Origin of the sequence: Bacillus cereus group sp. MYBK220-1 (genome assembly GCF_051916445.1) — a bacterium.
Lineage (GTDB): Bacteria > Bacillota > Bacilli > Bacillales > Bacillaceae_G > Bacillus_A > Bacillus_A cereus.
The window spans coordinates 308,974-324,306 of sequence record NZ_JBQAGQ010000002.1 but is presented as its reverse complement, the minus strand read 5'-3'; the positions used below and the strand labels follow the sequence as shown (position 1 = coordinate 324,306).

Sequence of the window (15,333 nt, the reverse complement as noted above, 5' to 3'; positions counted from 1 at the left end):
ATTCCTTTCAATTTAAACGCTCAATGCGCTTCGCCCCGTATTGGTAAACGAAACCGATACTAAATAATATGCTTACGATAAGTAAAATTCCTGTCATCATGAAATCTTTCGTTGCTAGTGCAAATATAACTGTAAAGATTACGCTTCCGATGATTAGAATCGCGTTTAATAAAGCAAGAAAATCTTTCTTCTTCTCTTCTCCCCCTACTGGATACAAATCAAGCCAAATTTTCATGCGATGATGTTTCCATAAAGTTAATAGCTGATAACCGATTAAGTATAGGAAGATAAGGCTTACGATAAATCGTCCATATAAAAATGGAATGAAGTAAAGAATTACTCCGCCAAGAGCGAGCAGACGCACATATAATCCAAAATAATTACCAGATCTTAAAAATGTTCTCGTATATAAGTATAAATATGTACGCTTTTCGCCTATCATCGACAGAATGAAATCTAGCCATTTTCTGCGGGCTACTCTTTCTTTTAATGCTGGTACATCAACGAACATGTTCGCAATGCGGTACAGTAGCATCATCTTCTTACCTTCTTCGGAAATTAAATACTCCCAGTTTAGTGGCTTTCCTTTGACCATTTGATGAATGATAGCAAGGTATAACACCATGAGAAGGACGATTCCACCAATGAAAAGAACTGAAGTACGTTCTACAAGGAAATATACAAATAAACCGTTTAGGATAAAACGAATAAACCAATCAGCCCTTTGTATATTTTGATCTGTTAAAAATGACTTTTCCCACGCTACAAATAAATTCCACGCTTTTACAATGACAAATGCGAGTACGATCCATATGTAGCCAGCTCCTGTTTGCTTCATTTGTTGGAAGTATAACGGAGCAAGCGCGGCTGCTACGATTGCGATTATGTATAACTGAATCATAAATGTAAAAAGAAATGCCTTTGTGAAGTAAGATTTTAACTTTTCTTCAACTGGCAGTAAGTAAACGAGATCCGCTTCTTTTAATAACGTTTGAATGGATCCAGCCGTTAACACGAGTCCAATTAATACTGCCATTACGAGCGCAGTTGGAAACGAAGATGTTAACGTTTGTAACCATTGCTGGTAATAATACGCTCCCGCACCGATGATGAACACGAAAATAAATTTCAAATGATCATTAAATACGTATTTACTATATGTACGAACTTCTTTTAGAAATTGACGAAATCGTTCTTTCCATAACGCTGTGCTATTCATAATCTTCTTCCTTCGTTAATGCAATGTAAATATCATCTAACGTTGCACCTGGCATATTAAACTGTGATTGCAGTTCAGATAGAGTTCCCTTCGCTCTTACTTCACCTTGATGCAAAATAATGAACGAATCACAATAACGCTCTGCCGTCGCTAAAATATGTGTGCTCATTAAAATACCGGCACCACTCTTTTTCATTTGGTCCATCATTTGAAGAAGGGATTGAATCGCTAACGGGTCTAATCCAACGAAAGGTTCATCTACTATGTAAAGAGATGGCTCCACTAAAAATGCGCTCATAATCATTACTTTTTGTTTCATCCCTTTTGAGAAATGAGATGGAAACCATTTTAAACGATTTTTCATACGAAACTCTTGTAGTAGTTGTCCTACACGTTCTTCATATTGTTTTTCATCCACGCCATACGCCATAGCTGTTAATTTCAAATGCTCTTCTAACGTTAATTCATCATATAATACCGGCGTTTCCGGAATAAATGAAAAGCTAGAACGGTACGCTGTCATATCATCACGAATTGTTTTCCCATTAATTGTGACAGTTCCTTTTTTCGGTTCCATTAAACCGATAATATGTTTAATCGTCGTACTTTTACCAGCTCCATTTAAACCGATTAAGCCGACAAGTTCGCCTTTATTAACAGAGAACGAAACGTCTTTTAATACAGGTCGTTTCGTATATCCTCCTGTAACATTTTCTACACGCAATAACTCGCTCATACGACACCACTTTCTTCATTAGTATTCATTCTATATTCATCTTACCAAAAATTATGCTGTACTACATAGTATCCATGTACTCAAAAAAAATTTTTAAATTTATTAGCATATAATTTCCCGAAAGCGGACATCATAATTATTGAAGAAGGAACACATTGAAAAAGCAACCACCAATTGATGAGTACAACAACATAGTGAAGTCATCATGAAATGGGGTGTCCAAGTTGGACAATGAAATTTACACATAACCAGATCATTTGTTTCATTTTCGAAACGGGGTGTCTCTGAAAGAGCATATACTGTTTTAAAAAATAAACAATTTCATTTTAAAAAAGATTGCAATTCATTTCACTTGAAAATGGGGTGTCTACGGCAGAAACTTTAGCCGATTTACCGTGCATTTCTTAAATAAATGAGGTGTCTGCGAAACGTAAATTACGATAATGCTTTTTCAATCCCTCTTCAGAAAACAGGAAGCTGAGTCAGCTTCCTGTTTTTCGTGTTTGTTCTCTTATGTAATTATGGTAAAATACGGCTAAGGATATTTGAAAGGATGAGATCAATGAATCATACAGCAGACAATTGTATTTTTTGTAAAATCATTGACGGGCAAATCCCTTGCTCAAAAGTATACGAAGATGAACATGTGCTTGCATTTTTAGATATTAGTCAAGTAACAAAAGGACATACTCTTGTTATTCCGAAAGTTCACAAACAAGACATTTTTGCGTTAACGCCAGAAATCGCATCACATATTTTTTCTGTCGTTCCAAAAATCGCAAATGCGATTAAAGCAGAGTTTAATCCAGTTGGCTTTAACCTACTTAACAATAACGGTGAAAAAGCTGGACAAACTGTGTTCCACTTCCACCTTCATTTAATTCCACGCTACGGTGAAAAAGATGGTTTCGGTGCTGTTTGGAAATCACACCAAAATGAATACACTATGGAAAATTTACAAAACATCGCAAGTACAATTGCAAATAGTGTGAAATAATGACACTATAAGAAGGCGTAATACATAACAAGCCACTTCCCTGAAGTCATCAAATTCCGCATGGCTTGTTTCTTTACTTAAAATGCTCAGGGATGATTGTTTGTGCATAGCACATATAAAAAAGATATGCATATTTTTCCATCATGAATACGAACAAAAAATAAGGAGGCCTCCTTTTATGTCAAAAGCTAAATCCTTTATTACAGGTGTTATTTGCGGCGGAGCAGTTGCTGGACTAGCTGTTCTTTTCTCAACTCCTTCTTCTGGTAAAGACATGCGCGGCAAGTTAAAAGAAAAAGGAAATGATATTAAAAAGACTTTAGCTGATATTACAGCTGATACGAAATTATTAAAACGTCAAATCGTTGAAACTGCTTCAGAAGGTAAAGAAGTGTTCCAAGAATTAAAAGACGATATGCACGATACACTTTCTAACTGGAAGCAAGATATTTCTCAAAACAAGCGCCATATTGAGAAAGAAATTTTGGACATCCAAAAGTCAATTGAGAAACTACAAGAAGCTGTTCCAGAAAAAGCGTAAACAAATTCCTGCTTAGTTTTTTGCATATAACAAATATTTTTTATATAAATTGACCTTGACACGGCATGTCGTATAGATATGCCGTGTTTTTATGCATTTACAATATATGTTATCACTTAACATGTAAGGACAACGTATGTATTCATGACTTATAAAACGCTTCCATAGTTATGCATGATTTGTATAGAATGTCATTTTTCCGAAAAATTTTCACAATTCTCACAAAAAGACTTTATTAATTTTTATTTTACTGGCATAATAGATAGTAATGAAAAAAGAATGTTAAAGTGGGTGAGTAAATGAAAAGTGGAGAAAAAGATTACTCGGTAAAAGAAGCGATGATTTTCAGCCAACGCATTGCTCAATTATCGAAAGCGTTATGGAAATGTGTAGAGAAAGATTGGCAGCAGTGGATTAAACCTTACGATTTAAATATTAATGAACATCATATTTTAACAATCGCTTATCATTTAAAAGGGGCTTCTATTTCTGAGATTGCTAAGTTTGGAGTTATGCACGTATCAACGGCGTTTAACTTCTCTAAAAAGCTAGAAGAACGCGGCTATCTTGTATTCTCAAAAAAGGAAGATGATAAACGAAATACGTACATTGAAATTACAGACAAAGGGGAAGAATTACTACTTCGCTTAATGGAGGAGTATGATCCTGAAAATAATTCAGTGTTTAATGGGGCTCTTGCACTTCGTAATTTTTATGGGAAGTTCCCAGAAAATATCGAACTGATTGCAATCCTGCGTAATATTTATGGACAAGACTTTATCGATATTTTTGAGAAATCATTAGAAGATATTGAAGAGAACTTTACAGAATCCGATCAAAAGTTAGTTAAGAAATAATCTATTTATTTTTTCGCAATCATGCTTAAGAATTCATTCATAAGCGGCTTAAATAAACCTTGTTTTGCTAGCGCTTCCGCAGTTTCGTGTACTTCGAGCTGATGTGGAAGCGCTTTTTCAAATTGATCTAACAGCGCATCGAACAAAAGAAGCCCTTCTGCTTTCTCCACTACATATTGCTCGTTCAGTTTTTCACAAAGATTTAGTATACGTTCAATATCTTTTTTACGAGCTTTTTTCTTTATGATTAAAGAATAAAATGGACACTTCTCTTCATCAATCATTTTAAATAGTAGGTCTACATAGTATTCAGCTTGTTCTAATCTTCTAACAACGTCCATTTTCTCCCTCACTTTCTAACACAAAGTCTTCTATTTCTGAATTTTGTAACACGAACAAAATATCGTGTGATACAATATATGTATATGTATTTTAGCCAAAAGGAGGTCTCGCCTCATGACACTTATAACAGTTGTTTTTGTCGCATTTGCACTTCTTGTTATATTTTACACGAATTTCATGACACATACACTGTGTGAACGAAAACAAATAGCTGCGAGCCGCCAGCCCGGTGTCTTTCGGGTTATTAATGTATGTATAACAATTTTATTAATTTCTAGTTATATAGAAATTATATTTCATGGAAAGTGAGGAAGGAAAGCCCCTTCCTCACTTTTTTCCTCTATAAGCAAATTATACCTACAATAACCAATAAAATAAACAGTACAAGTAATAAAATAAGTTGAGAATTCATCCCCATCCCCTCCTCTATTCTGTATATGCGACATACGCCCAATATGGCACACTTTCAAAATCTGACACGTGCTGGTTAATTTTTCTTTATCAATATGAAAACGGTTCGAAATATGATATATTAAATTTTGTACATATTGCTTATACTATAGAACAAAACATTCATCAAAACTTTATCCTCAGCCTCGGTAAGCCCTGTTAAGCGCGCTTTACCAATATAAAAAGCAAAAGTATCAGTGAGACTTAATCGGGCTCTTATGAACTAAAATTCATTGGTATAGGATAAATTAAAAATACATAATAGTAGGAGTGTTTATCGAATGAAGAAAGCTATGCTTGCCTTAGCCGCAACAAGTGTAATCGCACTATCAGCTTGTGGAACATCATCATCAGACAAAATTGTTACATCTAAAGCTGGTGACATTACAAAAGAAGAGTTCTACGAACAAATGAAAAATTCACAAACTGGTAAACAAACACTAAATAACATGGTAATGGAAAAAGTACTTATTAAAAACTACAAAGTAGACGACAAAGAAGTAGACAAAAGGTTCGATGAAATGAAAAAGCAAGTCGGTGATCAATTCGATACACTATTAAAACAACAAGGTCTTAAAGAAGAAACTGTCAAAAATGGTGTTCGTGCTTCATTAGCTCAAGAAAAAGCTATCGAGAAAACAATCACTGATAAAGAATTAAAAGATAACTACAAGCCTGAAATTAAAGCAAGCCACATTCTTGTAAAAGATGAAGCTACTGCGAAAAAGGTAAAAGAAGAACTTGGACAAGGTAAATCTTTCGAAGAGTTAGCGAAACAATACTCTGAAGATACTGGTTCAAAAGAAAAAGGTGGCGATTTAGGATTCTTCGGACCTGGTAAAATGGTTAAAGAATTTGAAGATGCTGCTTATAAACTGAAAAAAGATGAAGTAAGCGAACCTGTGAAATCACAATTCGGTTACCACATCATTAAAGTTACAGACATTAAAGAACCAGAAAAATCATTCGAACAATCTAAAGCTGACATCAAAAAAGAAATCGTTCAGAAGAAATCACAAGACGGCGAATTCATGAACGATCTTATGATGAAAGAAATCAAAAAAGCTGACGTAAAAGTTGACGATAAAGATTTAAAAGATCTTTTCGAAGAGAAAAAAGCTGACGATAAAAAAGAAGAAAAGAAATAATGAAGTAAAAAAAAGCTTGGGCTTCGGCCCGAGCTTTTTTATGTATCCTCTTCGTTAATGAAAGTTTATTTTTTCATTCGTTTAACTAAAACCATCTTTTATGCATTTCACTTAAAAACATTTCTGTAATTTTAAATCCAGAACTTTCTCCTATAATAGAGTCAATCCCGCAATGCGGACAAACTGCTGTGTTATCATCATCCCACCACTCTGTAATTTTTTCTGGATGGAAAATTTCTAAACAATAGAAACAACCACATATAACATCCTTTTCTAAGTACTTTCTATTACGAGAACAAAAACGATGTGCTTCCTCAAAATATTTTTGCATCAGTATCCCCCTATTCCTGATTTTCTTCTTTGCTTTACTTACATTCTCCTCAATAAAATTGCGATTCTTCCTTAAAGAAAAACACAAAAAAACCTTGATCCACGCCACGCAGAACCAAGGTTTATCTTATTATCATTGATTAAATTCAAAAACTATGTTAAATTAGTACAGAAACACGTTTTCTAAAATGAAAGGAACGTATTTATCCGTATTTTAATTGTACACCAAAACACATCTTCAGTCAACCTCTATTTTTCACTTTTAAAGGAGTGCTTACCGTATGAACAAAAAACTTGATTTAGAGCAAAAAAGATTGGATACCGTAATCGAGACAATTACGGAGCAAATTGATAAACTGGAAAACGAAACTGGCAGACGCCGGGCAGAAGTAATCAATATTCGTAAACACTTTTGGGATGATGTGAAAGTGAACACGGATACTTTTGATGATTATCTTGAAACAGTTATCAACTTAAGACAACAAGCTCAGTCACTAGCTGTCACACAAATTACCCATAAGCATACCTTTAATCGACTTGCCGCATTAAGACGCATGCATAAAGCACCTTATTTTGGACGAATTGATTTCAAAGAAGAAGGAGAATCTGCTGCGGATCAAATTTATATCGGTGTTGCTACACTTACGGATGCTAGCGGAGAAAACTTTCTTATATATGACTGGCGCGCACCTATTTCGAGTGTATACTACGATTATCCACCAGGACCAGCTGAGTACAGTACACCAGGAGGCGTAATCCACGGTAATGTGGAGAAAAAATTACAATACATTATTCAAAATGGCGAGATTGATTCTATGTTCGATACGAGCCTTACAATTGGCGATGAAATCTTGCAACAAGCGCTCGGAAAAGGTACGAACAAACATATGCAAAGTATCGTCGCTACAATTCAGCGTGAACAAAATGAAATTATTCGTCACGATGAAGGCCGACTCCTTATCGTGCAAGGAGCTGCTGGTAGTGGTAAAACGTCAGCTGCCCTGCAGCGAATCGCCTACTTACTATATAAATATCGCGAATGGCTAAAAGCGGATCAAATTATTCTCTTCTCCCCTAACTCTATGTTCAATAGCTACGTTTCTAACGTACTACCTGAACTCGGTGAAGAAAATATGCAGCAAGTGACATTCCAAGAATATTTAAATCATAGACTGAGCAAGTCATTTGACGTTGAAGACCCTTATGAGCAATTAGAATATATGCTAACTGAAACAAATAGCCCTACCTATAAAACGAGAAATGCTAGCATCCGATTTAAAGCATCTACTCAATTTTTCGAGATGATTAGAGCGTACAGACAATCTCTTGAATCTTCAGGCATGCTATTTAGAGGAATGAAATTTAGAGGGAAACTAATTGCCTCAGCTAAAGAAATCACAGAGCAATTTTATAATACTGACTCCTCTCTCCGCTTCCATAGCCGAATTGAGAAGTTAACGGATTGGCTAAATAAGCAAATAGATGCACTTGAAAAAGCAGAACTGAAAAAGCCTTGGGTAGAAGAAGAAATCGAACTACTTAGTAAAGATGAATATCAAAAGGCTTATAAATATTTACAGAAAAAAGGCGAGTTTGACGATAACTCCTTTAATGATTTTGAGAAAGAAACAAGAGTACTTGGACGTATGATTGTCCGTAAAAAAATGAAGCCACTTCGTAAAGGCGTTCAAACATTGCGCTTTATCAATTTTACAGGTATATATAAACAGCTTTTCACAGATGCATCATGGGTTACTGGAGAAAAACCGAAAGAGTGGGATGATATTTGCTCATTAACAGTAAATATGCTTGATGAAGGAAAGCTATATTACGAGGATGCGACTCCATTTTTACTTTTAAAAGAATTAATTGAAGGCTTCCAAACGAACAGATCGATTAAACACGTACTCGTAGACGAAGCACAGGATTACTCGCCGTTTCAGTTCGAGTTTTTAAAACGTCTCTTCCCTGCTGCAAGAATGACGGTACTCGGGGACTTTAACCAAGCGATATTTGCCCATGCGAGTGAAACAGTGAATTTCAATACACTTACTAGCTTATACGGACCAGATGAAACGAACGGTATTAACTTAACTCGTAGCTACCGCTCAACAAAACCGATCATTGAATTTACACGTGCTCTCGTACCAGAAGGCAACAACATTCATGCATTTGAACGTGACGGCGCGAAACCTACAGTGACGAAAGTAGCTAATCACAACGAACTGCACGAACATATTACTGCAAAAGTTGCTGAACTACAAACAGAGCAGCACAATACGATCGCAATCATCTGTAAATCCGCAGCTGAAAGCGCCGCTGCCTACGAAGCACTTAATCATATCGAGAATATTAAACTTGTGAAAAGTAACTCAGCCGAGTATGAGCAAGGCATTGTCGTGATCCCCGCTTACTTAGCGAAAGGTATCGAATTTGATGCTGTTATTATTTACGATGCTTCTAAAGATGTGTACAGCGATGAGAGCGTTCGTAGATTGTTCTACACTGCTTGTACGCGCGCAATGCATGAATTGCACCTTTATAGCGTTGGCGAGGTTAGTCCTTTTGTGCTTGGGGCTGATTCGGAGAGTTTTGAGCTTATAACGAAAACACCTTGATAATCATCAAGGTGTTTTTCTCATTCTAAAAGGAATATCTTTACGTCGATATACACTTAACACAATTCCCATTATAAATGCATGAAACAGAGTTGGTATCAATCCGTAGCTAATAAAAGGTAATGATATAGAAACACGTGGTAATATCCCGAGGGTCATGCCAACGTTACAAATAAAATGGATTACAAAAAGAGTCACTCCGCCAACGAGAAGCAATTTACCATAACCATCATTTATTTTATAAGCTATGTTCATTATTCTTACTGCAAAAAGAGAAAGAATCACGACAAGAACTAGCGCAAGTACATATCCATAATAGTAAGTCAAACTTGCAAATACAAAATCAGTATGGGCAGCACGGATAGACTTTATATTTTCATATGTACCAAACCAACCTGCTGAAGACATCGCCTCTTTTAAACGTAAATACCATAGATCATGCTCTGGGTTTAACATTCCTAAAACTCTGGCCATACGGTATTCTTTTACAGCAGACCAGGAAAGTAGATCCCTAATAATCAATGGTACAATAGGTAAAATCGTAATGAGCCATGCCGTTTTCTTTCCTAACTTACTCCACCAAAGCATAACAAATACCATCGTAATGTAGATGAAAATGGGTAAAAGAATTGATATAGTTGAAAATAAATATAAAGAAAATACGTACAACATGAGAAGATGTATAAACTTTAACCTACTATTATTGAAAAACGAAGCCCAAGCTAAAAAGAAAAATGGTATCGTCATTAAACAGTCAATTTTGATGGGGCCAATTTTTATTATCGCTTCCCCAATCACGTAACCAGTCGGAAAACATTTTATAGCTAACAAGATAAGTATTCCAATTGTATAAAACAGCCACCCGAGTCTTTCTAGCTTCCGGTAATCAAGCAGCATCATCCCAACAGCTGTTGCAATGCCGAGAATTACAAAAATTACTTTGTTCATTAGTAAATCGTTCGTATGCCCAAGAGCGATTATTGGTAAAAACCCTAACCCCATAGCAGCTACTAATAAAATAAGTAAGAACCAATCCACCTTTGGCTTATGAAGTTTGTTAAGTTCCCGGCCAAGTTTAATCGGACTCCCCATTTGTTCAACAGCCTTATCTTCAGCAACTTCCTCACTTAATCCTTTATCCATCCACATATTCTTCGCCTGTTTCAAGTGAAAATTTAGTTCAGCTGCTACTAAGTCCTTCGCTTCTTTTGATTTAATATGGTTCGTAACTTCTTTTAAAAAACGCTCCCCTTTTTTGTTCAATTTTTTCTCACTCCTGTACTAAGCCTTTTAATATAAATCGTGCCTTCGTAGCATTCCTCTCTGCCTTTCGCAGCATCTTGTTTCCTTTATCATTTAATTGATAATATTTAGCTCCTGCGTGATCCCAGCTAGATTGGATAAAGCGATTCCGTTCTAAACGATGTAATAAAGTGTATAGAGACCCTTCATCACCTTCGAATTTTTGAATCCCTCTCCCTCTTAGCAACTGCATCAGTTCATAACCTGTTTTTTCATTCATAAGAAGTTGTAACACTGCTAAAAGGATATCTTCTTCCTTTTCGGACGATTGCTTAATTTTTTCGCGCACCTGCTTCTGGTGTTGATCAGAAAAACTCAAATGTTTAAACGTTGTGTTCTCCATTGATTTTCGCAAGCCTTTTAATCGATCTTCCATTTGATTATTCCTCCAATCCTTCCTTCAAAAGTTCCTTCGCTTTTTTCAGTCTCGTTTTTATCGTATTTTCCTTTACGTCTATTACCATAGCAATCTCTTTAATTGATAATTCTTCATAATAAAATAGATAAATGACTTCTCGATATTTTATCGGTAAACTCATTACTGCAGAAGCAAGCCTACTATCCTCAGCATTTTGAATGACAGTTTGTTCGACACTATCATTTTGAATCCCAATATACGCAAATTCATCCTCTGTAACGATTACCTTTTTGTTATACCAACTTTTTATATAGTCCTTACATTGATTAATCGCAATTCTCCATAACCACGTTTTCACATTCGATTTCCCTTTGTATGTATGAAGAGATTTATAACATTTCACAAATATATCTTGCGTTACATCCTCCGCAACCTCTTTATTATTCACATATGAATACACAAGCTGTAGGACTTCTTGTCCATACTTGTTCATTATTTCGTCGATAAGGTCCTCCTTATCTTCTATTTCAAACGCTTCTATCGTTAATTCATCCACATCATTTCCTCCTTCCCATATATTAGACGACGCACTGTATGGAAAAGTTTTATAAATACATAAAAAAATACGGATGGTAATGTCCATACCGTTTTTTTATGAATATTTATTTACTTCTTGTCCCCTGACACTAATGCTCTGCTTAAAAACAGGAATTTTCATCCATATATCTTGTTCCCTATTTTAAAACATAATACAATTAAAATGTAACTTAATAAGCTATAACTAGTAGGTGTGGCAATCATCTCTTCCATTTTGAAAAAGGGGGGAGGTGATAATATGATCGCGATGTTTGTAATTAAATTAGTGTATGGTATCCTAACCGGAGCTGGCGTTGTCATCGGTAGAAGATACGTCGGTCCGTGGCTAATTTCTGTATACAAAAAAGCGAGAACCACCCTGCTTCGTGGAAAAGGTAAGGGCGGTTCTCGGCTAAAACGTTAATGTAATTGTCTTATAACCGCACCTACTACCACCACAATAGCAAGTTAGGTTACACAAGGCAGAAGTTTCTCAGGCTTCTGTCTTTTTTATTTTATGCAAAATTCACACTAAATACTCTATCATCATTGTAACACATTTTATTTATTTTTAGTCAAGAGAAAAAACCACCTAAAGGCTCCCCCTTCAGGTGGTTCTCTATTTTACGCTAACGCAGCTGCCTGTTCTTGTTGTTCTAGACTTTTTCTAGTTCAGCTGTGCCGCTCTCATCATTTATAGCACCAATAAAGACGGATTATGTACCCGCTTCATAACAGGATGAATAAACAAGGAACAACACCTATTACGAATATAAAAAATCCCCTCACTACATAGCACCTATGTTTTCAGCAATACTCTATTACCATCAAACTAAATTTGTATAATTTAAACTACAGAATAGCAAGTTAATTTTCAAATATGTTCTTGCGCATTATCCTAAATTTATTATCTATTTGTATCATGCTTATAAATAAAAGATATCCTACCGACGCACCGAGCATATTTATAGCAATCCGCCACACATCAAAAACATCAGACAAAGTTAGTAAATGTAATATCTCCCAAACAAGAAAGGTCATAACATACCACTTACGAGCTTTCTTATAGTTAGTCACTTTATTAATGAGCACTGGAACGAAAAATCCGAATGGAACTACTAATATTATATGTTGTAAAACGCTTAACCAATAAGTTGAGTTTCCCCAAGGACCTGGATGTGCAATAAAATCTTTAACTTGCCAAAGTGTTATTCCAAAAAGTTGTAATAACGTTTCTAAATCAGATATATGTAAAAATCGCTGCCAAAATTCAATGGGATGATAGACAGTCCCACCTGTCAAACTGCGAACAGAGTCAAATGTAGAAGTTGAAATAAATGTTCCTAAAAAGACAATAAAACAAATGATTATATAAGGAATACATAAAATTTTTGATAATACCTTTAATGGCCTAGGAACTTCGTATACCGATTTATTAATCTCTACGCCAATAACTTTTGATTCTCCAAAACTTTGAATCGCTTTATAAATCGCTTCTTTTTCATTCATACCTTGTTCCATATATTCTTCTTTCAAACTGTTCAAGTGATCATACATTTCTAGAAATAACTCATCCTGTTCAATATCACTAAGTTCTGAATAGGCTAAAATAGACTTAATATACTCGTCAAATTCACTCATAAATAACTCCTTTCTGACAAGCTTGAATTAATGCTGTTACACTCTCCCAAGAGTTCACTTTCTTCTGCAATTCTTTTTTCCCTTTATCTGTAATAGTATAGAATTTCCTTTTCATCCCATTCTCAGATTCATTCCAATAAGATTCAAGAAACTCCTTTTTCTCTAATCTCTTTAAAGCAGGATACAAAGTTCCCTGCCCCATACTATACAAATCTTCACTTGCATCCTTTAAACTTTGGGCTATTTCATATCCATATGTATCACGTTTTGCAATGATAGAAAGTAATAAAATATCTATACTTCCCTTTAAGATTTCTTTGTCCAACAATACCACCACCTTATATACATCGTATAACAACATATGTCGTTATGCAATATAGTTAGAAGAATATTCCATAAAAAAAACCACCTAAAGGCTCCCCTTCAGGTGGTTTTCTATTTTACGCTAACGCAGCTGCCTGTTCTTGTTGATCTACAGGAATGACAGCGTCTGTTAATGCTTTTTCTAATTCAGCTGTGTATTTCATTTGCTCTTCTTTGCTCCAGCCTAGTTTCGCAGCCATGTAGTTGATTACTGCTTCTTTCCACTCGTATACCCAGTGGATGTTGAAGAATACAGCGCCTCTGCGGCGTACGAAGAAGTCAACTGGTTTTGCTGTCATTTCATAATCCATTGCGTATACAAGCGGGATTAGAACGTCTAGTGGCATGTTGTATTCTTTCGCTTCGTCTTTATGTTTTTTCGCTAAATCAAATAGTACGTCAACGTTAGAGCCGTAGAATTTCGCGAATTCTTCTGCTTGTGCTGTTGTTAAACCATATTTCGTACCTTCGCCAGCTTTTTTCGCAACGAATGCTGGGAATCCGTGTGAACCATCTACATGTCCACCAGAGATTGGCATATGTTTCGTTGTACTCTTCGGATATGCACTATGGCCTTCTTTTTGTAGTAAGTTCGTTACGTAATCTACTACCATTTCAGCCATTTTGCGGTATCCTGTTAATTTACCACCTGCGATTGTAATTAAACCAGATTCAGAAGTCCAAATTTCATCTTTACGAGAAATTTCAGATGCACTCTTACCTTCTTCATAAATTAACGGACGTACACCAGCCCAGCTTGATTCAATGTCTTTTTCCGTAATTTTTACGCTTGGGAACATATAGTTAATCGCATTAATGATGTATGTGCGATCTTCTGTTGTCATTTGTGGTACAGCTGCATCTTTATCATAGAACGTATCTGTTGTACCTACGTATGTTTTTCCGCCGCGAGGAATCGCGAACACCATACGTTTATCTGGTGTATCGAAGTAAATCGCTTGACCTAATGGGAAACGTTTTTGATCAATTACTAAGTGAACACCTTTTGATAACTGAAGTACTTTTCCTTTTTTCGAGTTATCTTTTTCACGAAGTGTATCTACCCAAGGACCAGCTGCGTTTACAATTTTCTTACCGTAAACTTCGTACACTTCACCGTCTAGTAAATCGATTACACGTACACCGCATACTTTTCCATCTTTATATAAGAAACTGTCTACTTTTGCGTAGTTAACAGCTTTCGCACCGTGCTCAATTGCTTCTTTCATTACTTCAATTGTAAGACGCGCATCGTCTGTACGATATTCTACGTAGTAACCGCCGCCTTTTAATCCTTCTTTTTTTACAAGAGGCTCTTTGTTTAGCGTTTCTTCACGGTTAAACATCTTTCTGCGCTCGCTTCGTTTTACACCTGCTAAGAAGTCGTATACACGAAGACCAATTGATGTACTAAATGATCCGAACGTACCGCCTGTATGGAACGGAAGTAACATCCACTCTGGTGTTGTTACATGGGGACCGTTCTCATATACGATCGCACGCTCTTTACCCACCTCTGCTACCATTTTCACTTCAAGTTGTTTTAAATAGCGTAGACCACCGTGTACAAGCTTCGTTGAACGACTTGATGTACCTGCTGCAAAGTCCTGCATTTCAAACACAATTGTTGATAACCCGCGTGTTGCTCCATCTAATGCAATACCAGAACCAGTAATACCTCCACCAATTACGATCACATCTAACTCTTGTTTATTTACTCCGTTTAATACGTCTTTACGTTGTTTACTTGAAAATTTCATGGTAATTCCTCCCTTTGATAACGAAAAAAGAGACCACAAACTCCGCTATAGATTTCGCCTCTATAGCGCGTTGTGGTCTCTCCAAATCTCCTACC

17 protein-coding genes are annotated in these 15,333 nt (G+C 35.9%); 7 read left to right on the top strand and 10 right to left on the bottom strand.

Translation table 11 applies throughout. The features are described 5' to 3' along the window. Positions 1-7 precede the first annotated feature (7 nt). Positions 8-1,219 (bottom strand): ABC transporter permease EcsB, encoded by a 1,212-nt coding sequence (gene ecsB / locus ACTFRU_RS08560; protein WP_290102222.1) that lies wholly within the window; start codon positions 1,217-1,219, stop codon positions 8-10. Continuing rightward, positions 1,212-1,955, bottom strand: a complete 744-nt coding sequence (gene ecsA, locus ACTFRU_RS08555) for an ABC transporter ATP-binding protein EcsA (protein ID WP_001292603.1) — start codon at positions 1,953-1,955, stop codon at positions 1,212-1,214. The genes ecsB and ecsA overlap by 8 nt, the downstream gene beginning before the upstream one ends. A gap of 562 nt (positions 1,956-2,517) precedes the next feature. Here ecsA and ACTFRU_RS08550 point away from each other — a divergent pair. The 3 genes from ACTFRU_RS08550 (at position 2,518) to ACTFRU_RS08540 (ending at position 4,350) form a co-directional block, all read left to right on the top strand. Then, entirely contained in the window at positions 2,518-2,952 is a 435-nt protein-coding gene (locus ACTFRU_RS08550; protein WP_001016835.1) for an HIT family protein, read from the top strand. A gap of 178 nt (positions 2,953-3,130) precedes the next feature. Then, positions 3,131-3,493: a YtxH domain-containing protein gene (locus ACTFRU_RS08545; RefSeq protein WP_000030300.1), complete on the top strand. Its 363-nt coding sequence runs from the start codon at positions 3,131-3,133 to the stop codon at positions 3,491-3,493. Positions 3,494-3,792: 299 nt separating this feature from the next. Next, positions 3,793-4,350, top strand: coding sequence for an HTH-type transcriptional regulator Hpr (locus tag ACTFRU_RS08540; RefSeq protein ID WP_000834924.1), 558 nt, complete (start codon positions 3,793-3,795; stop codon positions 4,348-4,350). Between the two features lie 5 nt (positions 4,351-4,355). On the opposite strand, the gene ACTFRU_RS08535 is transcribed toward ACTFRU_RS08540, so the two are convergent. Then, the gene (locus ACTFRU_RS08535) at positions 4,356-4,691 is read right to left on the bottom strand and encodes a DUF1878 family protein (protein WP_000383655.1); all 336 of its coding nucleotides are present in this window, start codon (positions 4,689-4,691) and stop codon (positions 4,356-4,358) included. A gap of 115 nt (positions 4,692-4,806) precedes the next feature. Between ACTFRU_RS08535 and ACTFRU_RS08530 the strand changes: the two genes are divergently transcribed. Beyond that, positions 4,807-5,001: a hypothetical protein gene (locus ACTFRU_RS08530; RefSeq protein WP_000172690.1), complete on the top strand. Its 195-nt coding sequence runs from the start codon at positions 4,807-4,809 to the stop codon at positions 4,999-5,001. Positions 5,002-5,423: 422 nt separating this feature from the next. Next, complete coding sequence (gene prsA / locus ACTFRU_RS08525) at positions 5,424-6,290, top strand: peptidylprolyl isomerase PrsA (RefSeq protein ID WP_061456898.1); 867 nt, start codon at positions 5,424-5,426, stop codon at positions 6,288-6,290. Positions 6,291-6,375: 85 nt separating this feature from the next. On the opposite strand, the gene ACTFRU_RS08520 is transcribed toward prsA, so the two are convergent. After that, positions 6,376-6,621 (bottom strand): cytoplasmic protein, encoded by a 246-nt coding sequence (locus tag ACTFRU_RS08520; protein WP_290102221.1) that lies wholly within the window; start codon positions 6,619-6,621, stop codon positions 6,376-6,378. A gap of 280 nt (positions 6,622-6,901) precedes the next feature. On the opposite strand from ACTFRU_RS08520, the gene helD reads away from it, so the two are divergent. Further along, positions 6,902-9,238, top strand: coding sequence for an RNA polymerase recycling motor HelD (helD, locus tag ACTFRU_RS08515; RefSeq protein WP_290102220.1), 2,337 nt, complete (start codon positions 6,902-6,904; stop codon positions 9,236-9,238). 6 nt (positions 9,239-9,244) lie between these two features. Here helD and ACTFRU_RS08510 read toward each other — a convergent pair whose 3' ends face one another. Genes ACTFRU_RS08510 through ACTFRU_RS08500 form a run of 3 tightly spaced genes read right to left on the bottom strand, consistent with a single transcriptional unit; the run spans position 9,245 to position 11,454 of the window. Continuing rightward, on the bottom strand, positions 9,245-10,501 hold the full coding sequence (locus tag ACTFRU_RS08510) for an FtsW/RodA/SpoVE family cell cycle protein (protein WP_016122057.1): 1,257 nt from the start codon (positions 10,499-10,501) through the stop codon (positions 9,245-9,247). Positions 10,502-10,508: 7 nt separating this feature from the next. Continuing rightward, positions 10,509-10,916 carry a PadR family transcriptional regulator gene (locus ACTFRU_RS08505; RefSeq protein WP_440037600.1) on the bottom strand — a complete coding sequence of 136 codons (408 nt, stop codon included), beginning with the start codon at positions 10,914-10,916 and terminating at the stop codon, positions 10,509-10,511. Between the two features lie 4 nt (positions 10,917-10,920). Continuing rightward, the gene (locus ACTFRU_RS08500; RefSeq protein WP_102956738.1) at positions 10,921-11,454 is read right to left on the bottom strand and encodes a sigma-70 family RNA polymerase sigma factor; all 534 of its coding nucleotides are present in this window, start codon (positions 11,452-11,454) and stop codon (positions 10,921-10,923) included. Positions 11,455-11,733: 279 nt separating this feature from the next. Between ACTFRU_RS08500 and ACTFRU_RS08495 the strand changes: the two genes are divergently transcribed. Continuing rightward, positions 11,734-11,898 (top strand): hypothetical protein, encoded by a 165-nt coding sequence (locus ACTFRU_RS08495; RefSeq protein ID WP_000561154.1) that lies wholly within the window; start codon positions 11,734-11,736, stop codon positions 11,896-11,898. A gap of 443 nt (positions 11,899-12,341) precedes the next feature. Here ACTFRU_RS08495 and ACTFRU_RS08490 read toward each other — a convergent pair whose 3' ends face one another. From ACTFRU_RS08490 to glpD, 3 genes are all read right to left on the bottom strand, one after another. Continuing rightward, a complete protein-coding gene (locus ACTFRU_RS08490; protein WP_440037599.1) occupies positions 12,342-13,115 on the bottom strand; it encodes a permease prefix domain 1-containing protein in 774 nt (257 codons plus the stop codon). Continuing rightward, positions 13,108-13,440: a PadR family transcriptional regulator gene (locus ACTFRU_RS08485; RefSeq protein ID WP_000356630.1), complete on the bottom strand. Its 333-nt coding sequence runs from the start codon at positions 13,438-13,440 to the stop codon at positions 13,108-13,110. The genes ACTFRU_RS08490 and ACTFRU_RS08485 overlap by 8 nt, the downstream gene beginning before the upstream one ends. Positions 13,441-13,555: 115 nt before the next feature. Next, complete coding sequence (glpD, locus tag ACTFRU_RS08480; protein WP_016122054.1) at positions 13,556-15,238, bottom strand: aerobic glycerol-3-phosphate dehydrogenase; 1,683 nt, start codon at positions 15,236-15,238, stop codon at positions 13,556-13,558. Between the last annotated feature and the right edge of the window lie 95 nt (positions 15,239-15,333).